This window comes from Micromonospora sp. NPDC005194, assembly GCF_040608335.1.
Lineage (GTDB): Bacteria > Actinomycetota > Actinomycetes > Mycobacteriales > Micromonosporaceae > Micromonospora.
Genome location: NZ_JBEXIA010000003.1, coordinates 1 through 25,516, shown reverse-complemented (window position 1 = coordinate 25,516; position 25,516 = coordinate 1). Strand labels below are relative to the sequence as shown.

Below are 25,516 nucleotides of genomic sequence, written 5' to 3'. Positions count from 1 at the left end.
AGTTTCCTCCGGGTTTGGGGAAAACCAGGGGCGAAAGGGGTGTCCCGGGTCATTCTGAACGGGTCCTAGCGTGACCGGCTCCTGCGGGGAGAGCTGATGATCCGGGCCCGACTCGACAAACTGCTGACCGTGGTGATCGCCGGCGTGCTGGCCGGACTGGTGCTGGCCGGAGCCGCCCTACCCGCGGCCCTGGTCTTCGGAATTGGCTTCAGCGCCCTGTCCACGCCCTACTCGGAGCTGCCCAGCACGCTGCGCACGCCGCCCACCGCCCAGCGCTCCAACCTCTACGCCAACGACGGCACCACCCTGATCACGTCCTTCTACCAGGAGGACCGGGTGGACGTTCCGCTGCGTGAGGTCGCCCCGGTGATGCGGCAGGCCATCGTGGCCGCCGAGGACGTCCGGTTCTACCAGCACAGCGGGGTGGACCTGCGCGGTGTGGTGCGCGCCTTCACGGTGAACAAGCGTGACGGCAGGACCCGGCAGGGCGCCTCCACCCTGACCATGCAGTACGTCCGCAACGTGCTCAGCAGCGACCCCCGGCTGACCGAGCGGCAGCGCCAGGCGGCCACCGAGGTCACCACCGCCCGCAAGCTCCAGGAGATGCGGTACGCGCTGGCGCTGGAGCGGGAGCTGAGCAAGGAGGACATCCTCACCCGCTATCTCAACATCGCCTACTTCGGGGCCGGGGCGTACGGGATCGGGGCGGCCAGCAAGCGCTACTTCTCCCGCTCGCCGGCCGAGTTGACCCTGGCCCAGGCCGCGCTGCTGGCCGGGCTGGTCCGCTCGCCGGACAGCGACGACCCGATCAACGGGGACGCCGACAGCGCCCTGGGCCGACGGACGTACGTGCTCGAGCGGCTGGTCGAGACCGGTCAGGTGCCGGCCGACGCGGCGGCGGCGGCGCAGGCCGAGCCGTTGCAACTGCGACCCAGCGAGACGCCGAACGACTGCACGGGGGTGCCCGACGGGCACAACGACTGGGGCTTCTTCTGCGACTGGTTCACCCGCTGGTGGAGCAGCCAGTCGGCGTTCGGGTCGAGTGCCGACGAGCGGCGACGCACGTTGCGCCGGGGCGGCTTCTCCATCGTCTCGTCGCTGGACCCGGCGGTGCAGCGGGCCACCACCGAGCAGGTGCTGAAGATCTACCGCCTGACCGACGCGCGGGCGGTGCCCACCGCCGTGGTGCAGCCCGGCACCGGCCGGGTGCTGGCGATGTCGGTGAACCGCACCTACAGCGTCGCGGCCAACCCGGTCGGGCAGAAGAACCATCCGAACACGGTCAACCAGCTCGTCGCCGGCGGCGGGGCCATCGAGGGCTACCAGGGCGGCTCGACGTTCAAGCTCTTCGCCATGCTGGCCGCGCTGGAGTCCGGCCTGCCGCTGTCGACCGAGTTCACGGCGCCGACCCAACTGCTCACCCGGTTCCCGGTGACGGGGGCGGGAAGCTGCGACGGCCGCTGGTGCCCGTCGAACGCCAGTCCCTCGTCGATGAACGGCCCCCGCACCATGTGGACCGCGTTCGGCCGGTCGGTGAACACGTACTTCGCGTGGCTGACCGAGCGGGTCGGCGCCGACCGGGTGGTGGAGATGGCCGAGCGGCTGGGCATCGTGCTGCGGGCCGACTCCGACGAGCGGCTGGCCCGCTACGGCGCGAAGGACTGGGGCCCGTTCACCCTGGGCGTGGCCGCGACGACCCCGCTGGACCTGGCGACGGCGTACGCCACGGTGGCGGCCGAGGGGACCTGGTGCGCGCCGCTGCCGGTGGTCTCGATCAGCGACTCGGCCGGCCGGCCGGTGGACGCCGCCAAGCCGGACTGTCGACAGGTGCTCGACACCGACGTGGCGCGGGCGGCGGCGGACGCGGCCCGCTGCCCCGTGGGCGACCAGTCGATGTACGGGCGGTGCGACGGCGCCACCGCGCCCGACCTGCGTTCCCAGCTGGGCCGCCCGGTGGCCGGCAAGACCGGCAGCTCCGAGCGGTACGAGACGGAGACGGTGGTGGCCTTCACCCCGCAGTTGGCGGTCGCCTCGATGGCGGCCAACCCCGACGACCCGCGGGACGCGGTCGGTCAGGCGGTGCAGGCCCGGATGGCGACCGCGGTGGGGGAGGTGCTCGGCGCCGCCCTCCGCGACCAGCCGGTACGCGACTTCGTCCCGCCCAGCGAGCGCGCCGCGTTCCAGGTCACCGGGGCCCGCACCGGCAACTGACCCGTCCGAGGCGGGGTGGTCAGGAGGCCTGTTCGGCGTTGCGGGCGATGTTGCGGGCCATGCCGCCGAAGACCACGGCGTGGAACGGGGCCACCGACCCCCAGTAGGCGTGTCCGGCCAGCCCGCGGGGCAGGAAGACCGCGCGCTGCTGGTAGCGGCTGCGTCCGTTGTCGACCGGCAGCGCCCGCATCTCCAGCCAGGCGCGGCCGGGCAGTCGCATCTCCGCGCGCAGCCGCAGCAGCTCGCCCGGGACGATCTCCTCCACCCGCCAGAAGTCCAGCGCCTCGCCGACCTGGAGGCGGTGCGGGTCACGCCGGCCCCGCCGCAGCCCCACCCCGCCGACCAGCCGGTCCAGCCAGCCGCGTACCGACCAGGCGAGGGGGAACGAGTACCAGCCGTGCTCGCCGCCGACGCCCTCGATGACCCGCCAGAGCGCCGCCGGTGACGCGTCCACCGTGCGCTCCCGGACGTCGGTGTACGCGGTGCCACCGGACCAGTCCGGGTCGGTGGGCAGCGGCTCGGCCGGCGCGTCCGGACCGCTCGCGGTGGACCAGCGGGTCTCCACCTGGGCGTCGCGCACCTTGGCCAGCGCCAACGCCACCGCGTCGGCGAAGCCGGTGAGGCCGTCCGGTGGGTCGGGCACGTACCGGGCGATGTCGTGTTCGTGTGCCACGGCCTCGTGGATCAGGCTCTCCACCAGTGGGCGGGCGATCGTGTTCGGCACCGGGGTGATCAGCCCGACCCAGTGCGAGGACAGCGACGGGGTGAGCGGGCGGACCGGCACGATGATCCGCCGGCGCAGGCCGGCCACCCGGGCGTAGCGCTGCATCATGTCGCGGAAGGTGAGCACGTCCGGCCCGCCGATGTCGAAGCCGCGACTGACCTCGGGCGGCAGCGTGGTGCAGCCGGCCAGGTAGCGCAGCACGTCGCGGACCGCGATCGGCTGGATCCGGTTGCGGACCCACCGGGGGGTGACCATGGCGGGCAGCCGCTCGGTCAGGTAGCGCAGCATCTCGAACGACGCCGAGCCGGACCCGATGATCACCGCGGCGCGGAGCACCGCCGTGGGCACCCCGCTGGCCAGCAGGATCCGACCCACCTCGGCCCGGGACCGCAGGTGCGGGGAGGGGACCTCGGCGTCGGCCGCCGGCTCCGGGCCGCCCAGATACACGATCCGGCGTACGCCGGCCGCGCGGGCGGCAGTCGCGAAGTTGGTCGCCGCCTCCCGGTCGGCGGCCTCGAAGTCCGCTCGGCCCAGCGAGTGCACCAGGAAGTACGCGACGTCGACGTCGGCGAACGCGGCGGGCAGCGTCTCCGGGCGGCTCAGGTCGCCCTCGACGATCTCGGCCGCCGCGGCCCAGGGCACGTCGCGCAGCCGCACCGCCTTGCGGGCGAGGCAGCGCACGGTGTGCCCGTCGGCGAGCAGCAGCGGTGTCAGCCGCCCGCCGATGTATCCGGTGGCTCCGGTGACGAGGCATCTCACGACTCCCAGTCTGCGGCCCCCTAGACTCGTTCGCTGTGGAGACCGAGACGAGCACCTTCTGGGGGCCGGATTTCGCGCAGCTCAGGGCCACTGATCCGGAGATCGCCGGGGTGGTCCTCGGCGAGCTGGACCGGTTGCGCGGTGGCCTGCAGCTCATCGCCAGCGAGAACCTGACCTCGCCGGCGGTGCTGGCCGCGCTCGGCTCGACGCTGACCAACAAGTACGCCGAGGGCTACCCGGGCCGGCGCTACTACGGCGGCTGCGCCGAGGTGGACCGGGCCGAGGAGATCGGCATCGCCCGCGCCAAGGAGCTGTTCGGGGCCGAGCACGCCAACCTCCAGCCGCACTCGGGGGCGAGCGCCAACCTGGCCGCGTACGCCGCGCTGGTGCAGCCGGGGGACACGGTGCTGGCGATGGACCTGCCGCACGGCGGGCACCTCACCCACGGCAGCCGGGTGAACTTCTCCGGCAAGTGGTTCCACCCGGTCGGTTACCCGGTCCGCCCGGACACCGAGCTGATCGACTACGACGAGGTACGCGACCTGGCCCGGGCGCACCGGCCCAAGCTGATCATCTGTGGCGCGACCGCGTACCCCCGGCTGATCGACTTCGCCCGGTTCCGGGAGATCGCAGACGAGGTCGGCGCGTACCTGATGGTCGACGCCGCGCACTTCATCGGCCTGGTCGCCGGCCGGGCCATTCCGTCCCCGGTGCCGTACGCCGACGTCGTCTGCGCGACCACCCACAAGGTGCTCCGCGGCCCGCGCGGCGGCATGATCCTCTGCCGCGAGTCGCTGGCCCAGCGGATCGACAAGGCGGTCTTCCCGTTCACCCAGGGCGGCCCGCTCATGCACGCGGTGGCGGCCAAGGCGGTCGCGCTGCGCGAGGCCGCCCAGCCCGAGTTCCAGACGTACGCCCGCCAGGTGGTCAGCAACGCCCAGGCCCTCGCGGCCGGGCTGGCCGACGAGGGGATGCGCCCGGTGTCCGGCGGCACCGACACCCACCTGGCCCTGATCGACCTGCGGGAGCTGGGGGTGACCGGCGCGGAGGCCGAGGCCCGGTGCGACGCCGCCGCGATCACGCTCAACAAGAACGCCATCCCGTACGACCCGCAGCCGCCGCTGGTGGCCTCCGGCATCCGGGTGGGCACGCCGAGCGTCACCACCCAGGGGATGCGCGAGGGTGAGCTGCGGCAGGTGGCTGCCCTGATCGCCCGCGCGGTGCGCACGGACCCGGGCGCACCGGGTGGCGCCGACGCGCTGACCCGGCTCGGCGCCGAGGTGGCCGAGCTGGCCGCGGCCTTCCCGGCGTACCCCCGTGGCTGAGCCCGGGGTGCTCGAGCCCGCCGCCGACCGGCGGTGGCGGTTGCGGCACCTGCCGGTGCTGCTGGGCGCGTCGCTGGCGCTGGCCGTGGTCGCGGCTGTCGTCGGTGCGGTGACCGGCGGCGCGACGGCGGCGTTCGGCGCGGCGGTCGGGGTGGGCGTCACGGTGCTCAGCTACACGCTGACCACGGTGGTGCTGGCCCGGGCCGACCAGGTCAACCCGCAGTTGCTGCTGCCGCTCGGCGTGGGTCTGTACGTGCTGAAGTTCACCCTGTTGGGTGTCGTGCTGGTGGCGGTGGCCGCAACCGGCTGGCCCGGGTTGATTCCTCTTTGCCTCGGCATCGTCGCCGGGGTGGCAGTGTGGACAGCGGTGCACCTCTGGTGGCTGACCAGGGTGTACGCCCGCCGGCCACGGGACTGACCCGGCGATCGGCCGGCCCGCCGTCCCAACTAGCGGACGCGCCGCAATGTGTCGGCCTCCGGTCATTTTCCGACGGGCGGAAGGGGAGTAGCGTGCCCACAGACGACGGCGCCCACGAGATGCCCACACAACGATGGTTGTGCGGGGGGTGAGGCACAGCCTCGTCTTCCCGGCTGATATCGTTCGCCCCGTCATGGCTGATGACCAAACCCCCCGCCCCGCCGGTGAACCGGACGACTATCCGTCCGGCGCCGGTCAGGGTTGGACCGCGCTCAGCTACCTCGTCGGAGGCATGCTCGTGTGGGGTTTCATCGGCTGGCTGGTCGACCAGTGGCTCGACACCGGTGGCGTCGCCACCGGGATCGGCTTCGTGCTCGGCATGGCCGGGGGAGTCATCCTGGTCATCCGCCGACTCGGCACGCCTACTTAGGAAGGGACGCGGTGTTCGGACAGGCGAACGTCCTGGCAGCGGGCCAGGCGGAATTCCCACCCAGTGTGGAGGACTTCTACCTGCCCAGCATCCTGCCCTGGGGTGCACACGACTCGTACTGGGTCACCAAGTTCACCTTGATGATCTGGATCGCGGTCGGTGTGCTGATCATCTTCTTCCTGGCTACCTACCGGAACCCGAAGCTGGTCCCGACCAAGAAGCAGTGGTTCGCCGAGTCGATCTACGGCTTCGTGCGCAACAACATCTCGGTCGACATGATCGGTCACCAGGGTGTGCGGTTCGCTCCGTACTTCACCACGCTGTTCTGCTTCGTGCTGGTGACGAACGCGTTCGCGATCATCCCGTTGTTCCAGATCTCACCGAACTCGCACATCGCCTTCCCGGCGATCCTCGCGGTGATCAGCTACGTGCTGTTCAACTACATCGGCATCCGGCACCACGGGTTCGGCAAATACTTCAAGCACGCCCTGATTCCGCCGGCACCCTGGTACATCCTGCCGCTGCTGATTCCGATCGAGGCGTTCTCGACCTTCATCATCCGGCCGTTCTCGCTGGCCGTCCGTCTCTTCGCGAACATGTTCGCCGGCCACATGCTCCTGCTGGTCTTCACGCTCGGCGGCTTCGCGATGCTCAACGCCAACGCCTGGCTGGCACCGGTCTCGGTGGTCTCCTGGGTGATGACCGTGGCGCTGACCCTGCTCGAGGCACTGGTCATCGTCCTGCAGGCCTACGTCTTCACGGTGCTGAGCGCCAGCTACATCCAGGGCGCGCTCGCCGAAGAGCACTGATCCACGCACCAACCGTTGTCGTCCCGCGTGAGAGTCACGCGTGATAACCAGGAGGAACCACTAATGGACGTTCTCGCCGCGGTAAATGGCAGCACCGCCGCCATCGGCTACGGTCTCGCGGCCATCGGCCCGGGCATCGGCGTCGGCCTGGTCTTCGCCGCCTACATCCAGTCGACCGCCCGGCAGCCGGAGTCGTCCCGGATGACCCTGCCGTACGTCTGGATCGGCTTCGCCGTCATCGAGGCGCTCGCGCTGTTCGGCATCGCCTTCGGCTTCATCTGGGCCAAGTAGTACCCGCCCCTCGACCGGGAGGTCACCATGTTCAACCTTGCCGCTGAGGGTGGTGAGTCCAGCCACAACCCGATCATTCCGATCGGGCAGGAGATCGTGGTCGGCACGATCGCCTTCGCCGTGCTCTGCTTCGTGCTGATGAAGTTCGTCTTCCCGCGGATGGAGCAGACGTTCCAGGCTCGGGTCGACGCGATCGAGGGCGGCATCAAGCGCGCCGAGGCCGCCCAGGCCGAGGCGAACCAGCTGCTCGAGCAGTACCGGGCCCAGCTCGCTGAGGCCCGCACCGACGCCGCGAAGATCCGTGACGACGCGCGGGCCGACGCCGAGGGGATCCGGCAGGACATCCTCGCCAAGGCGCGGGAAGAGTCCGACCGGGTCATCCAGGCGGGCAAGGACGCACTCGCCGCCGAGCGGGCCACCATCGTGCGCGAGCTGCGCGCGGAGGTCGGCACCATCGCGGTGGACCTGGCCAGCAAGATCGTCGGTGAGTCGCTGGCCGACGAGGCGCGACGCAAGGGCACCGTCGACCGGTTCCTGAGCGGCCTCGAGAGCACGGGGGCCCGCTGATGCAGGCCGCCAGCCGGGAGTCGTACAAGGTCGCGGCCGAGCGCCTCGACGCGTACGTCCGCGGCGCGGAGCCGTCGGCGGTGGCCTCCACCGCCGACGCCATCCTCTCCGTGGCGACCCTGCTGCGGCGTGAGCCGCGGCTGCGCCGCGCGCTGTCCGAGCCGGCTCGTTCCGGCACGGACCGCGGCGCTCTGCTCGGCGACATGCTGGGTGGGCGGATCGGCGCGGACGCGCTCGACCTGCTCGTGGTGCTGGTGTCCGGCCGTTGGTCGGCACCGTCGGAGCTGCTCGACGGCGCCGAGCGCCTGGGGGTGGAGGCGCTGCTGGCCAGCGCCGACTCCGCCGGCGAGCTGGGCGAGGTCGAGGACGAGCTGTTCCGCTTCGGTCAGGTCGTGACGGGTCAGTCGGCGCTGAACAACGCGTTGGCCGACCCGGCCGCCCCGGTCGAGCGGCGGGCCACCCTGGCCCGTGAGCTGCTCGCCGACAAGGCCCACCCGGTCACCGTCCGCCTCGTCGAGGTGGCGCTGAGCGGGTTCGGCGGACGCTCCTTCATCGGGGCGCTCACCCGGCTGGTGGAGCTCGCCGCCGAGCGGCGGGACCGGCAGGTGGCCTACGTGACCGTCGCCGCCCCCTTGAGTGACTCCGACGAGCGCCGACTGGGTGCGAGCCTCGCCGCGATATACGGTCGAGAGGTCTCCGTCAAGCAGACGGTGGACCCCCACGTCCTGGGTGGCGTGAGCGTGCGGGTCGGCTCCGACCTGTACGACGGCACGATCCTGCGCCGCCTCAACGAGACCCGCAACGCGCTCGCGAAGCGCTGATCGGCTTCGCCGCCCAGCGGCTGAGCGGCTCCGCCGCCCAGCGTTGGGGTGGCTTCGCCGCTCAGCGCCCGGATTGACAGACGCCATTCGGACCGGTTGGTACTAGGTATCCCGGGCCCCTGAATTTTAAGGAAGCAGAGGATGGCCGAGCTGACCATCTCGACGGAGGAGATCCGCGGCGCCCTGGAGCGCTACGTCTCTTCCTACTCGTCCGACGTCTCCCGCGAGGAGGTCGGCACCGTCGCCGACACCGGTGACGGTATCGCCCACGTCGAGGGCCTGCCCTCGACCATGACCAACGAGCTCCTGGAGTTCGAGGACGGCACGCTCGGCGTGGCGTTGAACCTCGACGTCCGGGAAATCGGTGTCGTCGTTCTCGGTGACTCCGCCAAGTTGGAGGAGGGGCAGCGCGTCAAGCGCACCGAGCGGGTTCTCTCCGTTCCGGTCGGCGACGCCTTCCTCGGCCGTGTGGTCGACGCGCTCGGCCAGCCCATCGACGGGCTCGGTGACATCGCCAACGAGGGCTTCCGCGAGCTGGAGCTGCAGGCTCCGAACGTGATGGCCCGCCAGTCGGTGTTCGAGCCGCTGCAGACCGGCATCAAGGCCATCGACGCGATGACCCCGATCGGTCGGGGTCAGCGTCAGCTGATCATCGGTGACCGCAAGACCGGCAAGACCACGGTCGCCCTGGACGCCATCCTCAACCAGCGGGACAACTGGCGCACCGGCGACCCGAAGAAGCAGGTCCGCTGCATCTACGTCGCCATCGGCCAGAAGGCCTCCACGATCGCCTCGATCAAGGGGCAGCTGGAGGAGGCGGGCGCGATGGAGTACACGACCATCGTCGCCTCGCCGGCCTCCGACCCGGCCGGCTTCAAGTACCTGGCCCCGTACACCGGCTCATCCATCGGGCAGCACTGGATGTACGGCGGCAAGCACGTCCTGATCGTCTTCGACGACCTGAGCAAGCAGGCCGAGGCGTACCGGGCCGTGTCGCTGCTGCTGCGTCGCCCGCCGGGCCGTGAGGCGTACCCGGGTGACGTCTTCTACCTGCACTCGCGCCTGCTGGAGCGCTGCGCGAAGCTCTCCGACGAGCTGGGTGGCGGCTCGATGACCGGCCTGCCGATCATCGAGACGAAGGCCAACGACATCTCGGCCTTCATCCCGACCAACGTCATCTCGATCACCGACGGCCAGATCTTCCTGGAGACCGACCTGTTCAACCAGGGCGTCCGTCCGGCGATCAACGTCGGCACCTCGGTCTCCCGGGTCGGTGGCGCCGCGCAGGTGAAGCCGATGCGCAAGGTCGCCGGTTCGCTGCGGCTCAACCTGGCCCAGTACCGCGAGCTGGAGGCGTTCGCCGCCTTCGCCTCCGACCTGGACCGGGCCTCCCGGGCCCAGCTCGACCGTGGTGTCCGGCTGGTCGAGCTGCTCAAGCAGCCGAACTACTCGCCGTACCCGGTGCAGGACGAGGTCGTCTCGGTCTGGGCCGGCGTCGAGGGCAAGCTGGACGACATCCCGGTGGGTGAGATCCGGCGCTTCGAGGCCGAGTTCCTCCAGTACCTGCGGCACAAGCACGAGGGCGTGCTGGCCGGTATCGCCGACAACCAGTGGGGCGACGACATCGTCAGCTCCCTGGACGCGGCGATCACCGAGTTCAAGCAGGTCTTCCTCGGCAAGGAGGACGAGCGCAAGGTCAACGACGCGCCGGCCGCGCCGCTGGAGGGTGACGAGAACCGCGAGACGGTCACCCGCTTCCGCGACGGCACGACCGACCGCCCGGCCGAGAGCTGATCCGATGGCGGCCCAGGTACGCGTTCTTCGTCAACGGATCCGCTCGGCGAAGTCGATGAAGAAGATCACCAAGGCGATGGAGCTCGTGGCGACGAGCCGGATCGCCAAGGCCCAGGCCCGGGTGCAGGCGTCCCTGCCGTACGCCCAGGCCATCACCAGTGTGCTCACGGCGCTGGCGTCCAACGCGCGGATCGACCACCCGCTGCTCACCCCGCGCGAGCGGGTGCGGCGGGCGGGCGTCCTGCTGGTCACCAGTGACCGTGGCCTGGCCGGCGGTTACAGCTCCAACGCGATCAGGATGGCCGAGTCGCTGATCGCACGGTTGAAGGCGGACGGCAAGGAGCCGGTGCTCTACGTCATCGGGCGTAAGGGTGTCGGGTTCTACCGGTTCCGCGACCGGCCGATCGAGGCGAACTGGACGGGGTTCAGCGAGCAGCCGTCGTTCGAGGACGCCCGTACCGTGGGTGAGACGCTGATCAAGGCGTTCACCGCCGGTGCGGACGACGTCGACGGCGGTTCCGGAGCGGACGGGGTGCTCGGCGTCGACGAGCTGCACATCGTCTACACGGAGTTCCACTCGCTGATGACGCAGACCCCGGTCACCAAGGTGATCGGTCCGATGCAGGTGGAGGACCGGCCGCGCTCCGAGGGGCTGCTGCCGGCGTACGAGTTCGAGCCGGAGGCGGAGGCGCTGCTCGACGCGCTCCTGCCGAGGTACATCAACACGCGGATCTACGCGGCGTTGATCGAGTCGGCGGCGAGTGAGTCGGCGTCGCGTCGGCGGGCGATGAAGAGCGCTACCGACAACGCCGAAGACATGATCGACAAGTACACGCGTGAGATGAACTCGGCCCGCCAGGCCGGGATCACCCAGGAGATCAGCGAGATCGTCGGCGGCGCGAACGCGCTGGCCGCGTCGGGAAGTGAAGTGTGATGACTGCCCCAGTAGAGACCAAGACGGCCACGGGTCGCGTGGTCCGGGTCATCGGCCCGGTCGTCGACGCCGAGTTCCCGCGCGACGCCATGCCGGCCCTGTTCAACGCGCTCAACGTCAACGTGAACCTGTCCGGCGGTGAGAAGACGCTGACCCTGGAGGTCGCCCAGCACCTGGGTGACAACCTGGTCCGCGCGATCTCGATGCAGCCGACCGACGGCCTGGTCCGCGGCGCGGAGGTGACCGACCGCGGCGAGCCGATCACCGTTCCGGTGGGCGACGCCGTCAAGGGCCACGTCTTCAACGCGATCGGCGAGTGCCTCAACCTCACCGAGGGTGAGACGATCCAGGCCGACGACCGGTGGGGCATCCACCGCAAGGCCCCGGCCTTCGCCGACCTGGAGCCGAAGACCGAGATGCTGGAGACCGGCATCAAGGTCATCGACCTGCTCGCCCCGTACGTCAAGGGCGGCAAGATCGGCCTGTTCGGCGGCGCGGGTGTGGGCAAGACGGTGCTCATCCAGGAGATGATCACCCGTGTCGCCCGCAACTTCGGTGGTACCTCGGTGTTCGCCGGCGTGGGTGAGCGCACCCGTGAGGGCAACGACCTCATCGCCGAGATGACCGAGTCCGGCGTCATCGACAAGACCGCGCTGGTCTACGGCCAGATGGACGAGCCGCCGGGCACCCGGCTGCGGGTGGCGCTCTCCGCGCTGACCATGGCGGAGTACTTCCGGGACGTGAAGAAGCAGGAGGTGCTGCTCTTCATCGACAACATCTTCCGCTTCACGCAGGCCGGTTCCGAGGTCTCCACGCTGCTCGGCCGCATGCCGAGCGCCGTGGGTTACCAGCCGACCCTGGCCGACGAGATGGGCGAGCTCCAGGAGCGGATCACCTCCGTCCGGGGCCAGGCCATCACCTCCATGCAGGCGATCTACGTGCCGGCGGACGACTACACCGACCCCGCTCCGGCCACCACGTTCGCCCACCTGGACGCGACCACCAACCTGGAGCGGTCGATCTCCGACAAGGGCATCTACCCGGCCGTGGACCCGCTGGCGTCCTCGTCCCGGATCCTCGCCCCGGAGTTCGTCGGCCAGGAGCACTTCCAGGTCGCCACCGAGGTGAAGCGGATCCTGCAGCGCTACCGCGACCTGCAGGACATCATCGCCATCCTCGGTATCGAGGAGCTCTCCGAGGAAGACAAGATCACCGTGCAGCGCGCGCGGCGGATCGAGCGCTTCCTCTCGCAGAACACCTACGCGGCGGAGCAGTTCACCGGCGTGCCGGGCTCGACGGTCCCGATCAAGGAGACCATCGAGGCGTTCCGCAAGATCAGCGAGGGTGAGTACGACCACTTCCCCGAGCAGGCGTTCTTCATGTGCGGCGGTCTCGAGGACCTGGAGCGCAAGGCTGAGGAGCTGATGAAGGGCTGACAGCCCGCTCATCCGTACCGCAAAAGACTGCCCCGGCAATGTCGGGGCAGTCTTTTGTTCATCTTGACGCCTTACCATCGTCGCGGTCCGTTACTCGTGGTCGTCGCTCCGGCGGCGCGCGAGATACGGTCGGTCCGCGCGTTCACCTGAACGAGCGCTGACTTCTGCAACCTTTCGACGACGTGCGCCCGTCTCCTCTTCGTGGGCGTAACGAACGGAGATGCGCGTGGGTAAGGCCGGCAAGAGTGGCCGCAAGTCGTCCATCTGGCGGGGCGTGCCGCGCTGGGCCAAGGTGTGCACCGTGTTCGGCCTGGTGCTGACCATGCTCAGCGGCGGGGTGCTGGTCGGCACCGAGGTGCTGATGGCCCGCTACGAGGGCGCCGTCGGCAAGGCCGACCTCTTCGGTGACCAGGCGGCCGGCGCCAAGGAGAAGAAGAGCGAGATCAAGGGCCCGCTCAACCTCCTGCTGGTCGGCATCGACCCGCGTACGCCGACGGCGGCGCCGCTGGCCGACTCGATCATGGTGCTGCACGTGCCCGCGTCGATGGACCGGGCCTACCTCTTCTCGCTGCCGCGTGACCTCTACGTCGACATCCCGGCGTTCAAGAAGGCCAACTTCTCCGGCGAGACGACGAAGATCAACGCGGCGATGTCGTTCGGCAGCCGGGTGCCCGACGGCAACCCCGACGCGGCGCGCGGCTTCGAGTTGCTGGCCACCACCGTGCAGAACGTGACCGGCATCAAGCGGTTCGACGCCGGGGCGATCATCAACTTCACCGGCTTCCAGAAGATCGTCGACGCGATGGGCGGCGTCGACATGTACGTCGAGCGGGACGTGAAGTCCGAGCACAAGCAGCCGGACGGCAAGCCCCGGCCCGGCAACACGCGCGGCGAGGGCTACGTCGGCCCGCAGGCGATCTACAAGAAGGGCAACCACCACCTCAGCGGGTGGCAGGCGCTGGACTACGTCCGGCAGCGCTACCCGAAGAACGGTGTGCCGGACGCCGACTACGGCCGGCAGCGCCACCAGCAGCAGTTCGTCAAGGCGATGGTCGGCCAGGCGTTCAGCGCCGACGTGGTCGCCAACCCGATCAAGCTCGACAAGGTGCTTCGCGCCGCCGGTCAGTCGCTGATCTTCAACGGTCGGGGCAACAGCGTGGTCGACTTCGGGCTGGCCCTGAAGAACATCCGCCCGAACACCATCCAGATGATCAAGCTCCCCGGCGGTCCGGTCTTCGAGGGCAAGACCTACAAGGGTGAGCAGTTCCAGGCAGGCGTCCCGGACTTCTTCACCGCCCTGCACAATGAACAACTGGACCCGTTCCTGCTCGAGCACCCCGAATTCCAGAACAAGACGAAGTAGGCGTGGCGCAGCTCTCCCCACCCGCGTTGGGGGTGGCTCGGCGTCACGACTAGACTTTCGGCAATCCGTCGCCGCAGCAAGGAGACAGCGTGGCACAGCAGCTTCACGTCGAGCTCGTCGCCGTCGAGGAGAAGGTCTGGTCCGGTGAGGCCGAGATGGTCGTCGCCCGGACCACCGAGGGTGAGCTCGGTGTCCTGCCGGGGCACGCGCCGCTGCTCGGCCAGCTCGCCGAGCCCGGCCAGGTCCGCATCAAGCTGGCCGGGGGTCAGCAGGTCTCCTACGACGTGGCCGGTGGCTTCCTCTCGGTGAGCGCCGAGGGCGTCACCGTGCTGGCCGAGAGCGCGACCCCGGTTTCCGCGCAGAGCCGCTGAGTCACCCCGCGGATGGAGATCGTCGAAGGCATCGGGATCGGCGTCGCCGTCATCCTCGTCGCGCTTCTCGTGCTCTTCGTCCGGCGGGCCGTCGTGACCTGCAGCGGTGGCATCATCCGGCTCAGCGTCCGGGTCACCACCGTGCTCGACGGGCGTGGCTGGTCACCCGGCTTCGGTCGGTTCGCCGGTGACGAGCTGCGCTGGTATCGAATGTTCAGCTTCGCGCTCCGTCCCAAGCGGGTCCTCTCCCGCAAGGATCTCGCGGTCGAGCGCCGCCGATTGCCCGAAGGGCAGGAACGGCTCTCCATGCCAGCCGACTGGGTGATCCTCCGCTGTACGAGTCACCACGCACCGGTGGAGATCGCCATGGCGCGGTCGACCGTGACCGGTTTCCTCTCCTGGCTCGAGGCCGCCCCTCCGGGGGCGGTCTCGCCGCGTATGGCCTCCCAGGACTGGCCGGCTGCCTGAGGCTCGTCCGTGGTCGCCCTTGGGGTTTCCGGGGGAGCCCGCCCGGCTCCGGGCGGTCAGGCTTGATCCCTGCGCCGGGCGGGCTCCCCCGGAAACCCTTCGTCGGGCACTGTCCGTCGTTTTGGCGCGGGCTTCTGTCAGCTGCCGTTACCGATGCAGACGGGTCCTGCCTCGCGGGTTGATCGGCTCGACTTTCCTGATGTCGGGGGTGTCCTGGTGGCCGGGACACCCCGACTTCAAGGAAGCGGAGTTGATCAAGGCGCTGGTCGGGCGGCCGGGCTGAGGAGTCGGCTCGGCGAGGCGTGGTGGCGATCAGATTGGGAAGTCACACCTCGACGTCGCGCGCAGCGCCCGACCTCAGCGCTTGCCGCCGGGCACCCATAGCACATCTCCCGCCGGATTTGCCGTTCTTGACAGGATAAAGAGCAGATCGGAGAGCCGGTTGAGATACTTTGCCGGGAGCGGGCTGGTCCGGTCCGGATCGTGGCTGACCAGCGCCCACGCCGCCCGCTCGGCACGCCGGGCGATGGTCCGCGCCACGTGCAGCAGCGCCGCGCCCGCGGTGCCGCCGGGGAGGATGAAGGAGTCGAGCTTGCTCAGGCGTGCGTTGTACTCGTCGCACCAGCCCTCCAGGCGCTCGACGTACTCCTCGGTCACCCGCAGCGGCGGGTACTTCGGCTCCGGCTCGACCGGGGTGGACAGGTCGGCGCCGACGTCGAACAGGTCGTTCTGCACCGACGCCAGCACGCCCCGCAGTTCCTCGTCGAGCTGGCCGAGAGCGAGCGCGACACCGATCGCCGCGTTGCACTCGTCGACATCCGCGTACGCGGCGATGCGTGGATCGGTCTTCGGGACCTGCTCGTTGTTGCTCAGCCTGGTCATGCCGGCGTCGCCGGCCTTGGTGTAGATGCGCGTGAGGTGGACGGCCATGACGCACAGCCTACGGATACCGGACCTGACGATCCCCGCACGGCCGGACGCGACAGCCGGCTGGCCCGCGGTGGTGGGTCCCGGCGACGCCGGCGATCCGGCGGTCAACGACGTCGACGTCATCCGGGTCTGCGGTGCCGCCCGGCTGGCGGGCACCGTGCACGTCGTCGGCGCCAAGAACTCGGCGCTGAAGTTGATGGCCGCCGCGCTGCTCGCCCCCGGCCGCAGTGTGATCACCAATGTTCCCCGGATCACCGACATCGCGATCATGGGGGAGGTGCTGCGGCGGCTGGGCTGCGACGTCCAGTTCGACCCGGACGACCCCGTTGACCCCATGGTGGCCCGCGGCGGGGTCGCCCGGTCCCGCTCGGTGACCATCGACGTACCCGCGCAACCCGGCGCGGAGGCCGACTACGACCTGGTCCGACGGCTGCGCGCGTCGATCTGCGTGCTGGGCCCCCTGCTGGCCCGTCGGGGGTACGTGCGGGTGGCCCACCCCGGCGGCGACGCGATCGGCTCGCGCGGCCTGGACATGCACATCTCCGGGCTGACCCGGATGGGCGCGGAGATCTCCGGCGAGCACGGCTTCGTGATCGCCGAGGCCCCGCACGGGCTGCGCGGCGCGGACATCGTGCTGGACTTCCCCAGCGTGGGCGCGACCGAGAACCTGGTGATGGCGGCGGTCCTGGCCCAGGGCACCACGACGATCGACAACGCGGCCCGGGAGCCGGAGATCGTCGACATCTGCACGATGCTCAACCAGATGGGCGCGCGGATCTCCGGCGCCGGCACATCCACCCTGCGGATCACCGGCGTGGCCGGCCTGCGTCCGGTGCGGCACGCCACAGTGGGGGACCGGATCGTCGCCGGCACCTGGGCCTTCGGCGCCGCGATGACGCGCGGCGACGTGACGGTGACCGGGCTGGACCCGGCCTACCTGGAGGTCGCGCTGGACAAGGTCGTCGCGGCCGGCGGCCTGGTCGAGACGCACGGTGACGGCTTCCGGGTACGCATGGACGACCGGCCCCGCGCGGTGGACGTGGTGACGCTGCCGTACCCCGGCTTCGCCACCGACCTGCTGCCCATGGCGATCGGGCTGGCCGCGGTCAGCGACGGCGCCTCCCTGATCACGGAGAACATCTTCGACGGCCGGTTCATGTTCGCCAACGAGATGATGCGGCTCGGCGCGGACATCAAGACCGACGGGCACCACGCGGTGGTCCGGGGGCGGGAGCGGCTGTCCGGAGCGCCGGTACGGGCCACCGACATCCGCGCCGGCGCCGGGCTGATCATCGCCGGCCTCTGCGCGGACGGGCCCACGGAGGTCTCCCACGTGCACCACGTCGACCGGGGGTACCCGGATTTCGTGGCCGACCTGCGCGCGCTCGGTGTGGCGGTGGAGCGGGGCACCGCGCCGGACGAGCCGTCGCTGGAGATCTGACGCCCTGGCCGGCGTCCCACCGGGTCGGCACCCGCGAACGCTGTGGGTCGCGCGGTGTCAGGTGGCCTGCAGCGAGGCACGCACGTGCCGTCGTGCGTCGTGGATACGTGACTTCAGGGTGCCGACCGGAATGGCGAGATGGTCGGCGATCTGGTCGTAGGTCAACTGGCACAGGTCACGCAGCACCAGCGGGGCGACCAGTTCGGGTCGGTGCGCCTCCAGTCGTTCCAGCGCGTCCAGCAGGTCGAGTCGGGAACCCGCGATCACGCTTGTGGTGCGCGGGTCGGCGGCGTCGAGCGGGAGCTGTGGCGTGGACTGCTCGTCGGCCCGGCGCTTGAGGCTGCGGTACGTCTGCCGGGCGCAGTTGGCCGTGACGATGTGCAGCCAGGTGGAGAACTTCGACCGGCCCGCGAAGCTGTCGATCTTGCGGGCGACCTGCAGGAGGGCATCCTGGCACGCCTCTTCGGCATCCTGCCGGCAGGGAAGGAGGCGCAGGCACTGCCGCATGACCTGCGGGCCGATCCTGACCAGCAACATGTCCAGTGCGGCGGCGTCGCCCCTTGCGGCACGACCGGCGAGATCCTCGATAGCAAGATCGTCTGACAAGCTCAGGCCCCGTTCCTCAGCGTCTTGTCGGCCATAATACGGGCGTGTCAGTACCCGGCAAGATCGGTCGATACCGCGTTGTACGGCGTATCGGTTCCGGAGCGTTCGCCACCGTGTGGCTCGGCGCCGACGATGCTCTGGACGCTTCCGTAGCGATCAAGGTGCTGGCGGACAACTGGTCGTACCACGCTGATCTGCGGGAGCGGTTCGAGCAGGAAGCGCGGATCATGCGGCGGACGGATTCCAGTCTGCTCGTGCGTGTGCTCGACGTCGGTGAGCTGCCGGACGGACGGCCGTACCTGGTGATGCCGTACGCGGCTGGTGGCACCCTCGCCGATCGGCTCGTCTCGGGGCCGCTGCCGGTACGGGAGGCCCTGCTCATCGCGGCCGACATCGCCAGCGCCGTCACGGTGCTGCACGAGGCCGGCGTGCTGCACCGGGATCTCAAGCCGTCCAATGTGTTGTTCCAGCCGGCTGCGGACCGGGATCGGGTGCTCGTCGCCGACCTCGGTCTGGCCAAGGCGCTCGCCAACGCGTCCGGCTTCACCATCGCGGCTGGCACACCCGGCTACATGCCACCCGAGCAGGCCACCGCCGGTGGTGGTCTGGACATCCGCGCCGACGTGTACGCGATCGGCGCGACGACCTACCACATGGTGACCGGCCGCCCGCCCGAGCCGGCACGGTCGACCGGTAGCCGTTCGGGCCGGGCCGGGCGCACCCTGCTCCGGCCATCCGAGCTTCGGCCCGGAATTCCCTCCGAAGTGGACGACCTGGTGCGCCGCGCGCTGCATCCCGACCCGCGGCAACGCTGGGCGTCCGCTGCCGTGATGCGCGAGGAGCTGCACCGGGTCATCGCGTCGTTGGAGCGGGACGCGGGCCGTGGCCGGTTCGTGCGGCAGGTGGGGCGGGTCGTCGGCGTCGGGGTCGCACTGACCGCGCTGCTGGCGATGACTGGTTCCAGTTCCACGCTGCCGGCACGGTCCGGGTGGGTTCGCGTGGACGACGCCTCCGGTGCCCTTTCGGTGGCGGTGCCGGCGAGCTGGGCCGGCCAGGTGAAGGACGCCGGCTGGGACCCTTCGGTACTGCGCCTTCCCGCTGGCCAGGCGCCGGGTCTCGTGGTCGCCCCGAACCTCGCCGTCTGGCCGGACCCGGCGAGTGGGATGGCCGGTGTGTTCGTCGGCGCGAGCAGGGCCCTGCTCGCCGGCGACCCGGAACCGGCGTTACCCGGCCACCCCTCCTGCGTCCGGCAGCCCGACCGGACCGTGAACGTGGGGGGCGACAGGGCGTTGGTACGACGGTGGACATCGTGTGGCGCTTCGGTGTCGTTCAGCGAGGTGGTGTTGGCCGTGCCGCAGCGCGGCTGTGGCGTCTACCTGCAGATCAAGCAGGTCGGTGACGAGGACCTGACCGACGAGATCCTGGCCGGCCTGCGGTTGTCCAGCGCGCTGGCGCCGCAGGCCGGCCGTTTCGGGTCCGTCTACTCGTAGCAGTTCTGGTTCGCGTACTGGAGGGTCAGCTGGGTGACCTTGCCGTTCCTCGTCCCGATGCGGTAGACGGCCTTGCTGTTGCCGGGGGTCTTCGCGACGCCGCGACCGTTCGTCGCGTCTCCGTCGGCTGCCTTCCACGTCGGGTAGATCCGCAGCATCTCGGCGCTCGACATGCCGATGCGCGCTCCCTCGGGCGTCCTGATTCCCTCGTACGCGTCGATGGTGGCGATTCCCAGGGTCGGCGAGAGGAGGACGACCCCGTCCTCGCTCGGGGCGGCCCGCAGGTGCGCCGGCGCGCAGTCGCCCCCGTTGTTCCCGAAGGCCCGCAGCTGTCCCGTCCCGGTGGCCTGCTGACGGGTCATGCCGAGCTTCAGCGAGCCGATGCCGTCCGGGCCCAGGACGAGCGACGCCGCGCGGGTCGGGTCGCTTGGCGGTCGGGCGGACGACGGGGACGACGGGGGCGGGCTGGACGGGGTGGACGGGGTGGGCGTGCCGGTGGTGGCCGCGCTGGTCGTCGGCTCAGGCGAGCCTGCGGGCGCAGCGTTGCCGCCCTGGTGTGCGGGTGACGAGCACGCCGCTGCGAGCAGGAGGCAGGTGAGGGTTCCGACCATGGACGTTGCGCGCATCATGAGCTCCTGGCTGTGTCCGTCTGTTGCGTTGTCATAGGGTTCGATGCACCCAACCGGAAGTTTGTTCGCTCTGGCGAGTCGTGCATCCGTCACACGGGCGCGGCGGCTGGCGCCCCGACACCGCCCCTCCGGAGCACTTAGTCATCGTTCAGGCTCGCAGACTAGGGTGCAGGCAGGCACTCAATCGCAGCGAGGGAGAAGCAGATGGCGGGTCGACTCGCGGTCGTCGGGGCCGGGCTGATGGGCTCCGGCATCGCCCAGGTGGCGGCGCAGGCGGGCTGGCAGGTGACGCTGCGCGACCTGGACGACGCGGCCACCACCCGGGGGCTCGGCGGCATCCGGAAGTCGCTGGAGAAGTTCGCCGAGAAGGGCAAGATCGAGGCGTCCGACGTCGAGGCGACGCTGGCGCGGATCACCCCGACCACCGACCTGGAGGCGGCGGCGGACGCGGACATCGTGGTCGAGGCGGTCTTCGAGCGGCTGGAGATCAAGCACGAGGTGTTCCGTGCGCTGGACAAGATCTGCAAGTCCGACGCGGTGCTCGCCACCAACACGTCGGCCATTCCGGTCACCCAGATCGCCGCGGTCACCGAGCGGCCCGAGGCCGTCGTCGGCACCCACTTCTTCTCACCGGTGCCGATGATGCAGCTCTGTGAGCTGGTGCGCGGCTACAAGACCAGCGACGACACGCTGGCCACCGTGCGGGCCTTCGCCGAGGAGATCGGCAAGACGGTCGTGGTGGTCAACCGGGACATCGCCGGCTTCGTCACCACGCGGCTGATCTCCGCCCTGGTGGTGGAGGCGGTCAAGCTGGTCGAGTCCGGCGTGGTGTCGGCGGAGGATCTGGACACCGCCTGCCGGTTGGGCTTCGGGCACGCGATGGGCCCGCTGGCCACCACCGACCTGACCGGCGTGGACGTGCTGCTGCACGCCTCGAAGAACATCTACACCGACACGGCGGACGAGAAGTTCTTCCCGCCGGAGCTGCTCCAGCGCATGGTCACCGCCGGCGACCTGGGCCGCAAGACCGGCAAGGGTTTCTACACGTACTGAGTCGCGACGACCGGGGCGGCTGCCCGCCCCGGTCGACCGCTCAGCCGTCGCGCTTGGTGGTCCAGCGGAAGGTGGTCAGGCAGAGCACCAGGCCGATCACGCACCACAGGGCGAGCACCAGCGCCACCCGGCCCAGCTCGAACGACCCACCCGGCTCCTGGGCGCCGAAGCTCTCGGGCAGGAAGACCGCGCGCAGCCCCTGGCACATCCACTTGAGCGGGAACAGCGCCGCCACCTGCTGCATCCAGGTCGGCAGGTCGGTGAAGACGAAGAACACCCCGGAGATGAACTGGAGCACCAGGGCGACCGGGGTGACCACCGCCGAGCCGCTGCGGGCCGTGCGGGCCAGCGACGAGATGGCGATGCCACACAGGGTGCACGCGGTCACCCCGAGCATCGCGACCCAGCCGAAGGTGAACCACTTCGCGGCGGTGCCGGGCAGGTCGAGGTCGAACAGCGCCACCGCTACCGCCAGCAGCAGCGCCGTCTCGGCGATGCCGATCGCCACCACCATGATCACTTTGCCGGCGAACCAGACCCACTTCGGCATCGGTGTGCCCCGGTAGCGCTTGAGCACCCCCCGGTCCCGCTCGATCGGGATCCAGATGCCGAGGTTCTGGAAGCTCACCGTCATCAGGCCGGTCGCGATCATGCCGGTGATGAAGTACTGGGTGAACTTGACCCCGCCGCCGATCGTCCCGTGGAAGATCGACGCGAAGATCAGGATCATGATGATGGGGAAGCCCATCGTGAAGACCACGGACTCCCGGCTGCGCAGGAACTGCGTGATCTCCAGCCGGCCCTGCCGCAGTGCGAGCGCGCCAGCGCTCGGCCGGTGGCCTGAGCGCGCGGCAGGCGGGGTAGCCGTTCTCGTCGTGGTCGTCATCGCGAGTGTCCGATCATCGTGAGGTAGACGTCCTCCAGGGTCGGCCGGGTCACGGTGAGCCCGGGGACCTCGCCGCCGTAGCGCGCGGCCAGGTCGGCCACGAGGGCCGTCGGCGTCGCGCTCTGCGCGCTTTCCAGCGTCCCTTCCGGGGTACGCCAGGAGACCGTGGCCAGAGCCTCCTGCCGGTTGCCCAGCCGGTTCGGGGCGGCCACCTCGACCAGCCGGCCGCCAGCGATCACACCGACCCGGTCGGCGAGCGCCTCCGCCTCGTCCAGATAGTGGGTGGTGAGCACGATTGTGGTGCCGGCCGCGGCGAGGTCGCGGATCAGCTCCCAGAACTCGCGGCGGGCCTCCGGGTCGAAACCGGTGGTCGGCTCGTCGAGAAAGAGCAGTTCGGGGCGGCCGATGATGCCCAGCGCCACATCTAGGCGGCGCTTCTGCCCCCCGGAGAGGGTGTGCGTACGAGCCTTCGCCTTGCCGGCCAGCCCGACCCGCTCGATGACCTTGTCCGGGTCGTCGGCGTCCGGATAGAAGCCGGAGAAGTGCCGGACCACCTCGGCCACGGTCAGCTCGTCGAACTCGCCGGTGCCCTGCAGCACGATGCCGACGCGGGAGCGCCAGCCGGCGTCGGCATGGGCCGGGTCCGCGCCGAGCACGGCCACCTCGCCGGCATCGCGGCGCCGGTAGCCCTCCAGGATCTCGACGGTGGTGGTCTTGCCGGCGCCGTTCGGGCCGAGCAACGCGAACACCTCACCGCGGTGGACGTCGAGATCCACGCCCGCCACCGCCACGTTGTCGCCGTACGCCTTGCGCAGCCCTCGGACGGAGATGGCCAGCTCGTCATCCATGCTGTCCAGTGTGCGTCCTGACCGCCACACCCTGCTGCCCGGGGTGTGGCGGTCAGCGCCACCGCGAGCGCTTCGGACCCGGTCGTCCGCGACATGGACCTGTGTGGTTTTCCACAACCCGTTTTACTGAACGGTAACTTAGACTCCGGCCATGGATGAGACCCCATCTGCGAGCCGGTTGCCCGAGCGGGACCGCCCGTGGGTGATGCGCACGTACGCCGGCCACTCCTCGGCCGCCGCCACCAACGCGCTCTTCCGCCGCAACCTCGCCAAGGGGCAGACCGGCCTGTCGGTCGCCTTCGACCTGCCCACCCAGACGGGGTACGACCCGGACCACGAACTCGCCGCCGGTGAGGTCGGCCGGGTCGGCGTGCCGGTGGCCCACCTCGGGGACATGCGGGCGCTCTTCGACGGCATCCCGCTCGCCGAGATGAACACCTCGATGACCATCAACGCCCCGGCGATGTGGCTGCTGGCCCTCTACGGCACCGTCGGCCTCGAACAGGACGCGGAGCTGGCCCGCTGCGCCGGCACCACCCAGAACGACATCATCAAGGAGTACCTGTCCCGGGGGACGTACATCTTCCCGCCGGCGGCCTCCCTGCGGCTCACCGCCGACGTGGTGGCGTACACGCTGCGGGAGATGCCCCGGTGGAACCCGGTCAACATCTGCTCGTACCACCTCCAAGAAGCCGGCGCCACGCCCGTACAGGAGGTTGGTTTCGCCCTGGCCACCGCCGTCGCCGTCCTCGACGCGGTCCGCGACTCCGGCCAGGTGCCCGCCGAGCGGATGGGTGACGTGGTGCAGCGCGTCTCGTTCTTCGTCAACGCCGGGGTGCGCTTCGTCGAGGAGATCGCCAAGATGCGCGTGTTCGGCGTGCTCTGGGACGAGATCACCCGGGACCGGTACGGGGTGACCGAGGCCCGGCAGCGACGGTTCCGCTACGGGGTGCAGGTCAACTCGCTCGGCCTCACCGAGGCGCAGCCGGAGAACAACATCCAGCGCATCGTGCTGGAGATGCTCGGCGTGACGATGTCCCGCGACGCCCGCGCCCGCGCCGTGCAACTGCCCGCCTGGAACGAGGCGCTCGGCCTGCCCCGCCCCTGGGACCAGCAGTGGTCGCTGCGGATGCAGCAGGTCCTGGCGTACGAGTCGGACCTGCTCGAATATCCCGACCTCTTCGCCGGGTCGCACGTGATGACCGCACTCGTCGACGAGATCGTCACCGGAGCGCGCGTCGAGCTGGACAAGGTGCTGGAGCTGGGCGGCGTGGTCGCCGCCGTGGAGACCGGCTACCTCAAGAGCGCGCTGGTCGCCTCGCTGGCCGAACGCCGCCGCCGGATGGAGTCCGGCGCCGACGTGGTGGTCGGCGTCAACCGGTACGCCGAGACCGAGCCCTCTCCGCTGACCGCGGCCGGCGCCGAGGCCGTCGAACAGGTCGACCCCGCGGTCGAGGCGGCCGCCGTCGCCTCCGTACGCGAATGGCGTGCCGGTCGGGACGACGACGCCGTGGACGCGGCGCTGGCCCGGCTCCGCGCGGACGCCGCGACCACCGCCAACCTCATGCCGGCCACCCTGGAATGCGTGCGCGTCGGGGTGACCACCGGGGAGTGGGCCGGCGCGCTCCGCCAGGTCTTCGGCGAGTACCGGGCACCCACCGGCCTGGCCGGCGCCACCGGCAGCGGCGGCGACCCGGGCCTCGCGGCGGTGCGGGAGCGCGTCACCGCCACCGCCCGCGAGCTGGGCAGCGGCCGGCTGCGGCTGCTGGTCGGCAAGCCCGGCCTGGACGGGCACTCCAACGGCGCGGAGCAGATCGCGGTACGCGCCCGCGACGCCGGCTTCGAGGTCGTCTACCAGGGCATCCGGCTGACCGCCGGGCAGATCGTGGCCGCCGCCGTCGAGGAGGACGTCGACCTGGTCGGGCTCTCCGTGCTGTCCGGCTCGCACCTGGCCGCCGTACCCGCCGTCCTCGACGGGCTGCGTGCCGCCGGCCGGGCGGACCTGCCGGTGGTGGTGGGCGGCATCATCCCCGCCGGCGACGCCGACACCCTGCGGGCCGCCGGGGTGGCCCGGGTCTTCACCCCGAAGGACTTCGCCCTCACCGGCATCATCGACGACCTCGTGACGGTCATCCGGCAGGCCAACGACCTGCCCTGAGCCCGCTTCGCGGGTCAGCGACCGGCGTACGTCATGCAGTCGGCCATGTCGTTGTCCGGGCCGACCTTGATCGACGACGCGTGGCACTCCAACTGCTCGTTGTGCCGACAGTCGGAACGCTGGCAGGCGCCCACCTGGGCGGTGAGGCCGTCCACCCCGCCCCGCACGGGCGACTCGACGAAGGTGTGGCAGTGCGCGTGGTCCATGCTGCCGATGGTGATTGCGAAGGCGTGGCAGTCACCGCCCTGGTTGTACGCACACGCCGCGACCACACACTCCTGGACTCGGGGCATCTCCATCGCTGTGGTCATGCTGACCTCCTCTAGGCTTTTTGTCGCGATTCTAGGCATTTGTCGGTTGCAGAGGCCCGATATGTCCGCCTGACGATCAGCGCTGGCCCCGGCGCTCGGGCCGGATACCCGTCTCGGCGTGATCAACACGAGGTCGGCGATGTCGGGGTATCGACCCGTCCCGGACACCCCGACATCGGCGATCCCGAGTCGATCACCGCCCGGACGCACCCCGTCGACTGTGTCCATCGCGTCGACCGGGCGAGATGTCCGTTTCCGGGCGGCGTCGGGGTGTGACCGGTCGCATCCGTGAGGCGGAATCGTGGCGGGCCGGGGGTCGTTACATACCCTGACGATCGCAGGACCACGGCCAGCCGCCCCGCCCGCTCAACCGGCGGGGGAATGGCCGGCCGGGCCGGGTCGTTGCAGACCCCCGAACGACCGTGGGCTCGCCCCCGGGTCCG

25 protein-coding genes are annotated in these 25,516 nt (G+C 70.5%); 18 read left to right on the top strand and 7 right to left on the bottom strand.

What is annotated here, in order from left to right; translation table 11 throughout:
* The first annotated feature begins 96 nt into the window (after window positions 1-96).
* Window positions 97-2,211: a transglycosylase domain-containing protein gene (locus tag ABZU53_RS03155; RefSeq protein ID WP_355063557.1), complete on the top strand. Its 2,115-nt coding sequence runs from the start codon at window positions 97-99 to the stop codon at window positions 2,209-2,211.
* A 19-nt stretch (window positions 2,212-2,230) separates the two neighbouring features.
* Here ABZU53_RS03155 and ABZU53_RS03150 read toward each other — a convergent pair whose 3' ends face one another.
* Window positions 2,231-3,694: an SDR family oxidoreductase gene (locus tag ABZU53_RS03150; protein ID WP_355063555.1), complete on the bottom strand. Its 1,464-nt coding sequence runs from the start codon at window positions 3,692-3,694 to the stop codon at window positions 2,231-2,233.
* A 35-nt stretch (window positions 3,695-3,729) separates the two neighbouring features.
* Here ABZU53_RS03150 and glyA point away from each other — a divergent pair, with 35 nt between their 5' ends.
* From glyA to ABZU53_RS03085, 13 genes are all read left to right on the top strand, one after another.
* Window positions 3,730-5,019 (top strand): serine hydroxymethyltransferase, encoded by a 1,290-nt coding sequence (gene glyA, locus ABZU53_RS03145; RefSeq protein ID WP_354861494.1) that lies wholly within the window; start codon window positions 3,730-3,732, stop codon window positions 5,017-5,019.
* Entirely contained in the window at window positions 5,012-5,437 is a 426-nt protein-coding gene (locus tag ABZU53_RS03140) for a hypothetical protein (protein WP_354861496.1), read from the top strand. Before glyA ends, ABZU53_RS03140 begins: the two co-directional genes overlap by 8 nt.
* 193 nt (window positions 5,438-5,630) lie before the next feature.
* On the top strand, window positions 5,631-5,867 hold the full coding sequence (locus ABZU53_RS03135) for an AtpZ/AtpI family protein (protein WP_266245732.1): 237 nt from the start codon (window positions 5,631-5,633) through the stop codon (window positions 5,865-5,867).
* An 11-nt stretch (window positions 5,868-5,878) separates the two neighbouring features.
* Complete coding sequence (gene atpB, locus ABZU53_RS03130; RefSeq protein ID WP_007464525.1) at window positions 5,879-6,676, top strand: F0F1 ATP synthase subunit A; 798 nt, start codon at window positions 5,879-5,881, stop codon at window positions 6,674-6,676.
* 63 nt (window positions 6,677-6,739) lie between these two features.
* The gene (locus tag ABZU53_RS03125) at window positions 6,740-6,967 is read left to right on the top strand and encodes an ATP synthase F0 subunit C (protein ID WP_007464523.1); all 228 of its coding nucleotides are present in this window, start codon (window positions 6,740-6,742) and stop codon (window positions 6,965-6,967) included.
* A gap of 27 nt (window positions 6,968-6,994) precedes the next feature.
* Entirely contained in the window at window positions 6,995-7,534 is a 540-nt protein-coding gene (locus tag ABZU53_RS03120) for a F0F1 ATP synthase subunit B (protein WP_354861498.1), read from the top strand.
* Window positions 7,534-8,355 carry a F0F1 ATP synthase subunit delta gene (locus tag ABZU53_RS03115; protein WP_355063553.1) on the top strand — a complete coding sequence of 274 codons (822 nt, stop codon included), beginning with the start codon at window positions 7,534-7,536 and terminating at the stop codon, window positions 8,353-8,355. The genes ABZU53_RS03120 and ABZU53_RS03115 overlap by 1 nt, the downstream gene beginning before the upstream one ends.
* Before the next feature lie 141 nt (window positions 8,356-8,496).
* Window positions 8,497-10,149, top strand: coding sequence for a F0F1 ATP synthase subunit alpha (gene atpA / locus ABZU53_RS03110; RefSeq protein WP_354862470.1), 1,653 nt, complete (start codon window positions 8,497-8,499; stop codon window positions 10,147-10,149).
* 4 nt (window positions 10,150-10,153) lie between these two features.
* On the top strand, window positions 10,154-11,083 hold the full coding sequence (locus ABZU53_RS03105) for a F0F1 ATP synthase subunit gamma (protein ID WP_354862468.1): 930 nt from the start codon (window positions 10,154-10,156) through the stop codon (window positions 11,081-11,083).
* Window positions 11,083-12,519: a F0F1 ATP synthase subunit beta gene (gene atpD / locus ABZU53_RS03100; RefSeq protein ID WP_354862466.1), complete on the top strand. Its 1,437-nt coding sequence runs from the start codon at window positions 11,083-11,085 to the stop codon at window positions 12,517-12,519. Before ABZU53_RS03105 ends, atpD begins: the two co-directional genes overlap by 1 nt.
* A gap of 220 nt (window positions 12,520-12,739) precedes the next feature.
* A complete protein-coding gene (locus tag ABZU53_RS03095; protein WP_354862464.1) occupies window positions 12,740-13,882 on the top strand; it encodes an LCP family protein in 1,143 nt (380 codons plus the stop codon).
* Between the two features lie 89 nt (window positions 13,883-13,971).
* Window positions 13,972-14,253 (top strand): F0F1 ATP synthase subunit epsilon, encoded by a 282-nt coding sequence (locus tag ABZU53_RS03090; RefSeq protein WP_354862462.1) that lies wholly within the window; start codon window positions 13,972-13,974, stop codon window positions 14,251-14,253.
* Window positions 14,254-14,265: 12 nt separating this feature from the next.
* The gene (locus tag ABZU53_RS03085) at window positions 14,266-14,721 is read left to right on the top strand and encodes a DUF2550 domain-containing protein (RefSeq protein ID WP_354862460.1); all 456 of its coding nucleotides are present in this window, start codon (window positions 14,266-14,268) and stop codon (window positions 14,719-14,721) included.
* A 357-nt stretch (window positions 14,722-15,078) separates the two neighbouring features.
* On the opposite strand, the gene ABZU53_RS03080 is transcribed toward ABZU53_RS03085, so the two are convergent.
* The gene (locus ABZU53_RS03080) at window positions 15,079-15,651 is read right to left on the bottom strand and encodes a cob(I)yrinic acid a,c-diamide adenosyltransferase (RefSeq protein ID WP_354862458.1); all 573 of its coding nucleotides are present in this window, start codon (window positions 15,649-15,651) and stop codon (window positions 15,079-15,081) included.
* On the opposite strand from ABZU53_RS03080, the gene murA reads away from it, so the two are divergent.
* Window positions 15,650-17,092: a UDP-N-acetylglucosamine 1-carboxyvinyltransferase gene (gene murA / locus ABZU53_RS03075; RefSeq protein WP_355063551.1), complete on the top strand. Its 1,443-nt coding sequence runs from the start codon at window positions 15,650-15,652 to the stop codon at window positions 17,090-17,092. The genes ABZU53_RS03080 and murA overlap by 2 nt on opposite strands.
* A 57-nt stretch (window positions 17,093-17,149) precedes the next feature.
* On the opposite strand, the gene ABZU53_RS03070 is transcribed toward murA, so the two are convergent.
* The gene (locus tag ABZU53_RS03070; RefSeq protein WP_355063549.1) at window positions 17,150-17,629 is read right to left on the bottom strand and encodes an RNA polymerase sigma factor; all 480 of its coding nucleotides are present in this window, start codon (window positions 17,627-17,629) and stop codon (window positions 17,150-17,152) included.
* 113 nt (window positions 17,630-17,742) lie between these two features.
* On the opposite strand from ABZU53_RS03070, the gene ABZU53_RS03065 reads away from it, so the two are divergent.
* Window positions 17,743-19,188, top strand: a complete 1,446-nt coding sequence (locus ABZU53_RS03065; RefSeq protein ID WP_355063547.1) for a serine/threonine-protein kinase — start codon at window positions 17,743-17,745, stop codon at window positions 19,186-19,188.
* Here the strand turns inward: ABZU53_RS03065 and ABZU53_RS03060 are convergent.
* Window positions 19,179-19,814, bottom strand: coding sequence for a hypothetical protein (locus ABZU53_RS03060; RefSeq protein WP_355063545.1), 636 nt, complete (start codon window positions 19,812-19,814; stop codon window positions 19,179-19,181). The two genes, ABZU53_RS03065 and ABZU53_RS03060, sit on opposite strands and share 10 nt — an antisense overlap.
* Window positions 19,815-20,021: 207 nt before the next feature.
* Between ABZU53_RS03060 and ABZU53_RS03055 the strand changes: the two genes are divergently transcribed.
* Window positions 20,022-20,870 (top strand): 3-hydroxyacyl-CoA dehydrogenase family protein, encoded by an 849-nt coding sequence (locus ABZU53_RS03055; RefSeq protein WP_354863111.1) that lies wholly within the window; start codon window positions 20,022-20,024, stop codon window positions 20,868-20,870.
* Window positions 20,871-20,910: 40 nt separating this feature from the next.
* On the opposite strand, the gene ABZU53_RS03050 is transcribed toward ABZU53_RS03055, so the two are convergent.
* On the bottom strand, window positions 20,911-21,756 hold the full coding sequence (locus ABZU53_RS03050; protein ID WP_355063543.1) for an ABC transporter permease: 846 nt from the start codon (window positions 21,754-21,756) through the stop codon (window positions 20,911-20,913).
* Complete coding sequence (locus ABZU53_RS03045) at window positions 21,753-22,604, bottom strand: ABC transporter ATP-binding protein (protein ID WP_355063541.1); 852 nt, start codon at window positions 22,602-22,604, stop codon at window positions 21,753-21,755. Before ABZU53_RS03045 ends, ABZU53_RS03050 begins: the two co-directional genes overlap by 4 nt.
* Window positions 22,605-22,755: 151 nt before the next feature.
* On the opposite strand from ABZU53_RS03045, the gene ABZU53_RS03040 reads away from it, so the two are divergent.
* Entirely contained in the window at window positions 22,756-24,762 is a 2,007-nt protein-coding gene (locus ABZU53_RS03040) for a protein meaA (protein WP_355063539.1), read from the top strand.
* A gap of 14 nt (window positions 24,763-24,776) precedes the next feature.
* Here ABZU53_RS03040 and ABZU53_RS03035 read toward each other — a convergent pair whose 3' ends face one another.
* A complete protein-coding gene (locus tag ABZU53_RS03035) occupies window positions 24,777-25,073 on the bottom strand; it encodes a DUF1540 domain-containing protein (protein WP_355063537.1) in 297 nt (98 codons plus the stop codon).
* Window positions 25,074-25,516: the final 443 nt, after the last annotated feature.